General features: G+C 57.1%; 6 protein-coding genes. 4 read left to right on the top strand and 2 right to left on the bottom strand.

The genetic code is table 11. The features are described 5' to 3' along the window. Nucleotides 1–72 precede the first annotated feature (72 nt). The gene (locus ABD890_RS22015) at nt 73–1647 is read right to left on the bottom strand and encodes a LamG-like jellyroll fold domain-containing protein (RefSeq protein ID WP_345094617.1); all 1575 of its coding nucleotides are present in this window, start codon (nt 1645–1647) and stop codon (nt 73–75) included. Next, a complete protein-coding gene (locus ABD890_RS22010) occupies nt 1644–2156 on the bottom strand; it encodes a sigma-70 family RNA polymerase sigma factor (protein ID WP_345094615.1) in 513 nt (170 codons plus the stop codon). The genes ABD890_RS22015 and ABD890_RS22010 overlap by 4 nt, the downstream gene beginning before the upstream one ends. Before the next feature lie 241 nt (nt 2157–2397). Here ABD890_RS22010 and ABD890_RS22005 point away from each other — a divergent pair, with 241 nt between their 5' ends. The 4 genes from ABD890_RS22005 to ABD890_RS21990 all read left to right on the top strand — a co-directional run bounded on the left by ABD890_RS22005 (nt 2398) and on the right by ABD890_RS21990 (nt 11160). After that, complete coding sequence (locus ABD890_RS22005; protein ID WP_345094613.1) at nt 2398–5460, top strand: DUF1553 domain-containing protein; 3063 nt, start codon at nt 2398–2400, stop codon at nt 5458–5460. A 54-nt stretch (nt 5461–5514) separates the two neighbouring features. Next, nucleotides 5515–6993, top strand: a complete 1479-nt coding sequence (locus ABD890_RS22000; RefSeq protein WP_345094611.1) for a DUF1501 domain-containing protein — start codon at nt 5515–5517, stop codon at nt 6991–6993. Between the two features lie 164 nt (nt 6994–7157). Further along, entirely contained in the window at nt 7158–8594 is a 1437-nt protein-coding gene (locus ABD890_RS21995) for an L-serine ammonia-lyase (RefSeq protein ID WP_345094609.1), read from the top strand. A gap of 265 nt (nt 8595–8859) precedes the next feature. Then, nucleotides 8860–11160, top strand: a complete 2301-nt coding sequence (locus ABD890_RS21990; protein ID WP_345094607.1) for a DUF1592 domain-containing protein — start codon at nt 8860–8862, stop codon at nt 11158–11160. Nucleotides 11161–11191: the final 31 nt, after the last annotated feature.

The following is an 11191-nucleotide window of genomic DNA, read 5'->3' as shown; positions in this document are numbered from 1 at the left end:
CGAATGGGATTGTTGCCCAGGGCCAACGGTTCGATTCGCCGGCTGGGGGCATGATGGGTTGGAGGGAATTGCCTACTGGAAGTTGCTTCCAGCTTCATAGGCCTCAGCAATCTCGTCCGCCGAAAGGATTCGGCTGAACAACGCGATCTCGTCAATCCGGCCTCGCAGCTCGCGGCCATAAACGACTTCGCCTTGATTGTTCACAGAGCCCCAGGCACCAATCGTGCTCGGGCCATACTGCAGCGGAATCGTCGAGTTCCAGGCCACCCGGCCGACCTCTTTTCCGTCGATATAGTAAATGGATTCTTTTGCGATCGAGTCGAGCTGAGCAGCGACATGCGTCCAGCGATTGCGTGGCAGGCTGGCTCGCGACGTGAAGTCGTACATGCCGCCCAGGCCCATCCGCAGCGAACCACTTCGAAGCAAGTTCCAGTGATGTTCGCCGCGCTCGAATCCGATCGTGTTGAACACCGTTTGGAGGGCCAGGTCATAGCGGTTCATCTGCACCCAGGCCATCATCGTGATCTGGTCGTACTCGCCAGGAATGTCGAGTTCGATCCGGTCGCCAGGATTCTCGAAGAGCATTGCCCCCTTTTCAGGCCAACGCCCAGTGGCCCAAATACCGCTGTTCAAGTGGCCATCTTGCACGACGCTATGTTCGGCGCGATTGGTGACGTTGCTGCTTTCGCGAGAGTCGGTTTCAAAGTCGAAGTAGAACAGCGCTGCCGGATCATCTCGCAGACGTTCGCTATAGTCGAGCCAACGCTTGTAACCGATCGACATGCTGGTCGCGAACGCGTGGTCATCAGCAGCGATCGTGCGACGCTGGTCCTGGGCATTCCAGGCCAAGGCCGAGTTTTCCGTCAACAGTTCAGGCGGCAAGTTTTGTTCATGCAGGCGGACTTCACCGGCGAAGACGTGCAGTTCCTGGTTTTGCTTGTCGTCGACTACGACACCAAACTCGGTGCCAAGATCTTCGACGACAAGTTTCGATGTTTGGATGACGAACCCGTGACCGGTCTCCGGCACAATTGCTCGGGCCCGGCCATGTTCCAGATGCATGTGCAGGGGATCGACCACCTTGAAGCGGGCCGGGCTTTCCACAGAAACCGCCACGCCGTTATCGAAGCCGAGCGTGATTTCTCCTTCGGCCAGATGATAGTCGCCTGGCAGGAACTCCCCTTCCTTCGGTGCGAAGCCTTCTTCAAATCGATAGGCGTGACCGACATCCAAGCGGGCGATCACGTTCGGTGGGGTGATGAGTTCCGGTTCCACTGCTTCGGGCTGAACCGCTTCTGGTGGATTGGGCGTTTCCACGGCGATCTCGGGCGGAGCGTTGCCAGTGCCGGGCCAGATGGCATAGCCAATCGCGATTCCTATTAACAGGGTCGCAGCGATGGCGAAAACCAATTTCGGCCAACTGGTACCGGTGGATGGGGAAGGAGTCGTCGCGACCGGTTCTTCACCGCTCGCTTCGTAACGAAGCTCTGTTTCGATATGGGCAGCCATGCGGAAACGACGACGAACCGCAGGATCGGCCTTCAAGGCCTCGATCAGGGTGGCTTGTTCGGTATTGGATAGCGAATTGGGATCGAGGAAATAACGCTCGACCAATTCCGAGACCGGGTCAGGCTGGTTCTCGCTCACGTGGCGGCTCCTACCTGAAGGCGGACGCAATCATGCAGCTTCGACCGTAAGCGGCCCAGGCGTTTGTAAAGGCTGTTGGCTGTTTTGCCAGCGGCTTCCGCAATTTCCTTCACGGCGTCGTCCCGAGTGTAGGGGGCCAGCAACAATCGCTGGTGGTCTGGGGAAAAGCGTTTCAGGCACTCTCGCACCGCCGAACGCTGTTGCTGCACGAACTCGGCCGGATCATCTTTCGATTCCACCGCAATCAACGACACCAGGTCATCGTCCAACAGCAACCGATCACGGCTACAACTGCGGCGGTACTTCAGCACCTCGAATCGAAGAATCATGCGGGCCCAGGGAATGAATTCGTCGTCTGCCTGAAGCTGATCGATCTTCCGCCACATCACGAGGCTGGCTTCCTGAATCACGTCGTCCACGGCGTTCCAATCGGGCAATGCTGCCCGGGCGATGCCAGCCAGCTCGCGTTCATGCTTCAGGAATAGGGTGAGGAATCGATCTTTGTCCACGACAGTCGTACCTAAATTACGTAGCTATCCAGGAGCATACTCCCAACGGCCCAGGAACCTGCCGCGAAATCGGAACATTTTTGATCTGAAAAATAAGTTGGCAGTTTTTTGGCAGATCGGGAGTAGAATGACAGAGCTCACCTCAATTCGCTCAGAATTCTCGAATGGGAACCCCACCTTGAGTGTACTCCATTTTGGGCAAAAAGCCTTAATTCTTCTCTTGGCAGTGCCAGTGGCTAGTATGGCATCGACAGGTGCCGGTCAGGAGAAAGTCGACTTTCGGCGGCAGGTTCAGCCGATTTTGGCCGATCGCTGTTTCCATTGCCATGGTCCCGATTCCCAGAACCAGGACTCCAGCTTCCGGCTCGACAGCCAAGAGAATCTGCTGGCCGATTTGGGGGGATATGCCGGGGTGGTGCCTGGGAACCTCGAGAAAAGCGAGCTCCACGTTCGAATCCACAGCGATGACGAATCAGTGGTCATGCCCCCGCCGGACAGCAATCGAAGTCTCTCGGCGGAAGAAAAGCGAATCCTCGATCTATGGATTCAACAAGGGGCCGAGTACCAGAAGCATTGGGCCTTCGAGGTTCCTCAGCGACCGGAGGTTCCGACCGAAGCGATCGAGCAGTCAGACTGGCCGGAAGAGCTCAAGCAGCGTTGGTCGAAGAATCCGATCGACGTCTTTATCGGGAAACGCCTGATGGAAGAAGGTTGGCAACCATCTCCCATGGCCGAGCCTGCGTGGCGTCTTCGCCGCGCTGCATTGACGCTGACTGGTCAGCTTCCGCCGGAGTCGTTGCAGAAGGAATTTCTAGCGAACCCGACCGAAGAAGCGTATCGCCACGCAGTCGACCAGTTGTTGAGTTCGATGAACTACGCCGAACGCCAGACGTTGCGCTGGCTGGATGCGGCACGCTTTGCGGATACCGACGGCTACCAGAACGACTTCGAACGCACCAACTGGCCTTGGCGAGATTGGGTGATCGAAGCGATGCACAACAATATGCCGTTCGATCAGTTCACGATCGAACAGTTGGCAGGCGATATGCTTCCCAATCCGACGCCTGCCCAGCGACTGGCAACCGCCTTCAATCGAAACCACCGCCAAAATGCGGAAGGTGGCGCGTTGGCGGAAGAGTTCTTCGTCGAGAATGTGATCGATCGCGTCGAGACCACGTCGACGGTATGGCTTGGCCTGACGATGGGATGTGCCCGGTGTCATGACCATAAGTACGATCCGCTGAGCCAACGCGAGTTCTACCAGTTCTTCGGCTACTTCAATAACATCGGCGAACGCGGCATCGGGGCAGGCCGCGACTCAAATCCGCTGCTCAAGGCAAGTTCGCCGTTTGCCAAAGTGCAGCCAGAAACAATTGCTCAGTGGGAAGCGGCTCAGAAGAGCGTCGAAGTCGCAAAGCAAGGCATCGACGAGCGAATGCGGCAATGGCTGGTCAGCAGCGAAGGTCCAGCCGCGAAGCCGCCAGTCGAATGGCAGGTCTGCCGCGTTGATCAAGTGAAGTTGACCGGCGAAGGTTCGCTGGAGATCGCCGAAGAGAATTCCGTGCGGTATTCAGGCGGCAGCAATGCGACCGACATCGTTTACGACGTGACGCTTCATCCGCCAGGCAACACATTGACCGCCTTGAAATTGGAAGCCCTGCCGGACGCAGCCTTCAACAAGCCGCGGCAACTTGCCCCGAGCGTGAATGGCAACTTCGTGATGACGCGTCTGGCGGTCATTTATCAAGGAAAGTCGATTCCGGTCGAGCTGGCCCTGGCATCGTTCGAACAGGACAGCTATCCCGTCAAAAACATTCTCGACAATAACGCAGCCACGGGCTGGGCTGTCTTCGGTCCGAATGTGAAAGCCGATCCTGTTTCAGCGACGTTGAAATTTCAGACGCCCATCGAAGTGAACGAAGGAGACGGTCTAACGCTGCAAATGCGATTCGAGAGCCAGTACGCGAACCACGCGATTGGTAAGTTTCGTGTTCAAGGCTCCACGCATCCCGATGCTGGCAAGGCGAACGAAGGTGGTTTGCCAGAAGCGGCTCGGAACGCGCTGGCGATCGACGAAGCAAAGCGATCCGATCAAGATTGGAAAGCGATACGCGATCACTATGTGACGATCGACCCCATCTTGGCCAAAGCCGAACTCGAATTCAAACAAGCTGATCAAAGGCGGCGAGCGGAAGTCGGTCCCGAAGTCAACGTGATGGTCATGCGGGAAAAAGAAGGAACCGCGACGCCGATCTATCTTCTCGATCGTGGTCAGTACAACGAACCACTTAAAGACGAACCACTGTCACGCGGCGTTCCGGTGGCACTGCTCGCCAGCAAAGACGCCCCGCAGCCAGGTAGTCGTTTGGAACTCGCCAAATGGCTGGTCTCGCGCGAAAACCCGCTGACGGCCCGAGTCATTGTGAATCGGATCTGGCAAGACCATTTCGGCGTGGGCTTGGTGAAGACCTCGGAAGACTTCGGTCTGCAAGGGGAAGTGCCGAGCCATCCTGAACTACTCGACTGGCTGGCGGTCGAGTTCATCGAATCAGGCTGGGACCTGCAAGCCTTGCACCGCTTGATGGTGACCAGTGCGGCTTATCAGCAGTCGTCAGTGCAGACGATCGCCCAACGGGAAAAGGATCCTGAGAACCGTTTGCTGTTGCACGGCCCTCGCTTCCGGCTCGATGGTTACTCGATCCGAGACATCGCGTTGCAGGCCAGTGGATTGTTGCACCAGCAAATCGGTGGCCCTTCGGTCAAACCGTATCAGCCGCCAGGGCTGTGGGAGTCGGTCGCGGCGAACGCTGGGACCCGCTACCGGGAAGACCAAGGCAACAATCTCTATCGCAAGAGTATGTATACCTATTGGAAGCGGGCCGTGAACCCGCCACGACAGACGATCTTCGACGCCGGTGGACGGGAAGTGTGTACCGTTGGTGCTCGCCGCACGAATACGCCCCTTCAGGCGTTAGTCTTGATGAACGACAAGACGTTTATCGAAGCGGCCCGAACCTTGGCGCAGCGGTCGCTGAAGTTGGAAGTGCAAGATGACCGGGACAGGCTCTTTCAGATGTATCAACAAGCACTCGCCCATGCCCCTGATGATGAAACGATGAATGTGTTGACCGAAAGCTTGAACTACTATCGGCAACACTTCCAGGAAAACCCCGACGCTGCCCAGCAGCTGGTGGCAGTTGGCTCTTCGCCACGCGATGCGTCGATCGAACCTGGCGACCATGCGGCATGGACTGCGGTGGCTCACCTGGTCTTGAACCTCGATGAGTTCATCACCGTCGAGTAGTCTCCGCGTTTCCTGTTTCCCCGATTGAATCGACTGCCAAAGAGGGCACCTACCATGAAGCCTTTCGATCAAGCCAACGAAAACCGCATGATGTTGACCCGTCGTCACTTTTTCGGGCGAACGGCGTCCGGCGTTGGGATGGCGGCGCTCGCCTCGCTGATGGGAAGTGAAGCCAAGGCAGAAACTGGCGAACTTGGGACCAGCGAGCCGACCGGTGTGCTCAAGGCGTATCACACGCCACCCAAAGCGAAGCGGGTGATTTACCTCTTTCAAAGTGGCGCCCCGTCCCAGCAAGAGCTGTTTGATCACAAGCCGCTGCTTCAAGAGAACGAAGGGAAAGAGCTGGCCGACTACGTCGAGATGAATCAGCGTGTGACCGGAATGACGGCCGGGCAGAAGTCGTTTCCGCTGGCAGGCTCACGTTTCAAGTTCACGCGCTGTGGTCAGTCCGGAATGGAGCTCGGTAGCGAACTGCTCCCTCACATTTCGACGCTGGCCGACGACATGTGCCTGATCCGTTCTATGCAAACCGAAGCGATCAATCATGATCCGGCCATGACTTTCTTTCAGTCTGGCAACCAGCTTCCGGGACGCCCCAGTTTCGGATCGTGGTTGCATTATGGCCTTGGAACGATCAACCAGAATCTGCCGACGTTCATCACGATGGTCTCGCGTGGTACTGGCCGCCCCAACTGTCAGCCGCTGTACGATCGACTGTGGGGAAGCGGTTTCCTGCCATCGACCTATGCAGGCGTCAAGCTGATGAGTGTCGGTGATCCGGTGTTGTACCTCAGCAATCCGGAAGGTCTCGACCCGACGGCTCGTCGCCGGATGCTGGACGATCTGGCGCGATTGAATCAAAAGAAGCTCGACGAGTTTGGCGATCCTGAGATTCATACCCGGATCCAGCAATACGAGCTGGCCTATCGTATGCAGACGTCGGTGCCGGAGTTGACCGACTTCTCGGACGAACCGCAGCATGTGCTGGACGCCTATGGCCCGAACGTGATGAAGCGCGGGACTTACGCGTACAACTGCCTGCTGGCCCGACGGCTGGCGGAACGTGACGTCCGCTTCGTGCAGCTCTTCCATATGGGCTGGGACCAGCACTTCACGTTACAGCGCCAGTTGCCCGGTCAGTGCCAGGACACCGATCAGCCAACGGCGGCATTAGTGAATGACCTAAAGCAGCGCGGCCTGTTGGAAGACACGTTGGTCGTCTGGGGTGGCGAGTTTGGGCGAACATCGTATTGCCAGGGAGCTCTTAACGCAGATACCTACGGTCGAGACCATCATCCGCGATGTTTCTCGTTGTGGATGACCGGGGCGGGAATCAAACGTGGTGTGACGTACGGCAAGACGGATGACGTTTGCTACAACGTGGTCGAGAACCCCGTCCATGTTCACGATTTGCATGCCACGATGCTACACCTGCTGGGTATCGATCACGAACGGTTGACCTATCGATTCCAGGGACGATATTTCCGGCTGACCGACGTCCATGGGCATGTCGTGCATGACATTCTTTCTTAACGCCTTTGTGTCTAGTGACATCCAGTAAAGGGAGAAGCGTACGATTTCCTGGCATTCTCTGAGAAAGTCAGGCAAATCGGCGAACGTTTCCCCTTCACGAACTCTGCGCGTTTGACCACAATTCCATGGAGGCGTGTCGTTTTGCATTCTCCAGGGATTCAGCCGTGTCTTCTAAAGCCGTCAGCCCCGAACCAGCTTCGGCCCCCCTTGCCGAGCAAGCCTTTGTTGGGGTTTTCGACCTCTTCAAGATCGGTATTGGTCCGTCCAGTTCGCATAGCGTCGGTCCAATGCGGGCCGCCGAGATGTTTCTGGCGACGCTCCGTGCTGCTGGCTGCCTAGACTCGGTGCAGCGGGTTGAAGTCGACCTTTACGGTTCGTTGGCCCTGACCGGTATCGGACATGCGACTGATATTGCCATCTTGATGGGGCTGCAAGGGGAAGTTCCCGATCAGATCGATCCCGAGACAGTCGCTGCCAAACTGGAAGTCATCCGCGGGCAAAACCAACTGCAGCTGGCAGGCGAACGCAACATTCCCTACATCGAGAAAGAGGACCTCCTCTTCCGCCGCAAGACCTTCCTGGAAGGACATCCCAACGCCCTCCGCTTCCGAGCATTCGCTTCGCGCGAGAGCAACGAGCCGCTGGCGAGCGAAACGTATTTCTCGATCGGTGGCGGCTTTGTTATTCGTGAAGGAGCCGAAGGAGAGGGGATCAAGCATCCGATGTCGGCGGTGCCCTATCCGTTTAACTCGGCTGCCGAGCTGTTGAAACTGGCTGAAACGCATGCCTGCGGGATCAGTCACATCGCTTTGGAGAACGAAAAGGCGTTCCGTAGCGAAGACGAGATACGCGACGGTTTGATGAAGATATGGGAGACGATGCAAAGCTGCGTCGAACGTGGCTGTCGCAACGAAGGCATCTTGCCGGGCGGGCTGAATGTACGCCGTCGAGCCCCTTCGCTTTATCAAACGCTGACTGGTCGCCCAGAAGCCAACATGCGCGATCCGCTCAATATTTTGGATTGGGTCGACCTTTACGCCATTGCCGTTAACGAAGAGAACGCGGCGGGTGGCCGGGTCGTGACGGCCCCGACCAACGGTGCTGCCGGGATCATTCCGGCCGTGCTTTGCTATTTCGATCGGTTCTGCCCGGAGTCTTCGCCGGAGAAGATTCAGCAGTTCCTGCTGACGGCGTCGGCGATCGGTGCCCTATATAAGAAGAACGCGTCGATCTCGGGAGCTGAAGTTGGCTGCCAGGGAGAAGTGGGCGTGGCCTGCAGCATGGCCGCCGGAGCATTGACCGAAGTTCGCGGCGGATCGCCTCGCCAGGTCGAAGAAGCGGCCGAGATCGGTATGGAACACAACTTGGGCCTGACCTGCGATCCGATCAAAGGCCTGGTTCAGGTTCCCTGCATTGAACGCAACGCGATGGGGGCGGTCAAAGCGATCAATGCCTGCCGTTTAGCACTTCGCGGAGACGGAAGCCACTTCGTCTCGCTCGACCGGGTCATCCGCGTCATGAAGCGGACCGGAGCCGATATGTCGTCGCGATATAAAGAAACTTCTCGCGGCGGTTTGGCGGTCAATATCAGCGAATGCTAGGCAATCCTCGCGATATCATCTGAAAACCGCCCGTTCTCAAAACGTGAAATCTCGCCTGATTCAGATGTAACCAACCGGCAGATGCGCTCATACGCTTGTGACGCAGCCTTGTCTGTTGTTGAAATCTTGTGAGAATTTCCCGTTTCCTCGCTATACTTGCGGTATGAAAACAGCTCTTCTTCTCTCGTCTTGTCTGGTCGGGTGCTTCACCCTTGCCTTCTTTCATTCCTCGGCAATCGCGGCGGATCATGTCGAAGTTCGGGGAATGTTCCGCACGCATTGCATCGAATGCCACGGAGCCGATACCCAAGAAGCAGGCATCCGTCTCGACAATCTGGCGTTCCCTTCGCCGCAGCTCGACAACGCCCATGTCTGGTCACGGGTCGTCAATGCGATTGAACGGGGCGAGATGCCACCCGACTATCAGGACCAGCCCTCGGCAGAGGAAAAGAAGCAGCTCATCGGTCAGATTGTGCAGACCGTTTCGAGTTCAGTACAACGGCCGATCTCGTTGCGGCGGATGAATCGTCAGGAATACGAAAACACGATTCATGATCTGCTCGGAATCGACGAACCGCTGGTCGATCTTCTGCCGGAAGATGGCAGTGTCCAAGGATTCGATAAAGGGGCTGATGGCCTCAGCTTCTCTTCGGTCCTGATGGAAGAATATTTGAAAGCAGCCAACGTCGCCTTCGATGCGGCCATTCGACGGATTAAACCGTTGCCGCCGGAGACGCGTCGTGCCGAGCTGATGCAGATCAAAGAGAACATCGATTCGGTCGACAAGAAGAAAGGGGGCGTCATCGAAGTCGATGGCTCGCTGGTGAAGTTTACCCCTGGCTGGCCTCCGGCTCGAATCGACTCGGCCCATCCAATTGAAGATGGTATCTATCGCTGCCGTGTCGCGATCTGGCCGCACGAACCAAATAACCGCACGATCTCGGTTGCACTTTACGTCGGTGCGTTGTTCGGACCTGACACGCAAGACTTTGTCGGCGTGTTCGATGCGGCAGGCACCCCTGAAAAGCCACGCATAGTCGAGTTCACTCGGCGGATGAAGGCAGGCGACACGATCCATATTGTCCCGCGAGTTTGGCCAGAGCATGTCAGCTGGCGCGACAAGCACGAACAGCGTCCGGGTGTTGGGATTGCCTGGGTCGAAACTTATGGACCGATCGATCAGGACTTTCCTTCTGAATCGACCGTTCGCCTGTTCGGCGATGCTGAGTCGATCTTCATGAAGGAAGAGTGGCCGGTATGGATGCGGCACCGAAAGAATGTGAAGAATCACATCGTCGAATCGACTCAGCCCAAAGAGGATCTGGAGCGAGTTCTTCGTGACTTCATTCCACGAGCGTTCCGTCGACCAGTCTCGGAAGCTGAGATGCAGCCGTTTATCGACCTGGCGGTCAATCGTCTGGAAAGCGGGCGCACCTTCGAACAGGCCGTGCGAACCGGAATCACGGCGATCCTTTGCGCGCCGCAGTTTCTGCTGATCAATCGCGAGCCTGCGGTGGATGACTACGCGATCGCTTCTCGGATGTCGTACTTTTTGTGGTCGACCATGCCAGACCAGGAACTGCTCGACCTGGCAGCCGCCGGCAAGCTTCGTGACCCTGCGGTTCGTAGCGCCCAGGTCGAACGAATGATCGCCGATCCGAAGATCGAGAACTTTGTGAATGACTTCACCGGACAATGGCTCGACCTGCGTGATATTGAATTCAACACGCCTGATAAGAAGCTTTACCCGGAATACGATCCGCTGCTGCTGGAAGCGATGTTGGGCGAAACGCGTCACTTCTTCGAGCATGTCTTGCGTGAAGACAAGAGCGTGATGAACTTCGTCGATTCCGATTGGACCTATCTGAATCAGCGTCTGGCCGATCACTACGGGCTGCCGCCAGTCGAAGGGCACGAAAGCTTTCAGCGTGTCCAACTCCCTGACGATTCGATTCGAGGTGGTGTGCTGACCCAGGCGAGCGTCCTGAAAGTAACGGCCAACGGAACGACGACCTCCCCGGTTATTCGCGGCGTGTGGGTGCTCGACAATTTGCTCGGTCGGCCTTCGCCTCCGCCGCCACCTGGCGTCCCCGCCGTCGAACCCGACATCCGTGGAGCGACGACCATCCGTGAACAGCTCGATAAGCACCGCAGCATTGCGGCATGTGCGAGTTGCCATAAGCGAATCGATCCGCCAGGGTTTGCCCTGGAAGAATTCGACGCCATCGGTGGGCATCGTGATTTTTATCGCTCGATTGGCGAAGGGGAAAAGATCCCAGGCAATAAGTCGTTCCGCAAAGGTCCCGATGTCGACTCCGCTTCCGAGATGCCCGATGGTCGCGACTTCGCTGGCTTCATCGAGTTTCGTCAGCGGTTGCTGGAAGACGAACCGGTGGTGGCGCGAGCGATCGCCGAAAAGCTTTTGGTCTATGCGACCGGTCGCCGCATCGGTTTGGCGCAGCGAGAGGCGGTCGACCAGATTGTCGCCACGACTGATGCCAACGACCATGGCTTGAAATCGATGATTCATGCCGTGGTCGAAAGCGAATTATTCCTGACTCCGTAATCCCTTCGCCTTGCTCCATACCTAAGGAATT

The sequence above is a fragment of the Bremerella cremea genome, from assembly GCF_039541315.1.
Taxonomy (GTDB): Bacteria; Planctomycetota; Planctomycetia; order Pirellulales; family Pirellulaceae; genus Bremerella; species Bremerella cremea.
This window is presented reverse-complemented; position numbering and strand designations above follow the sequence as displayed.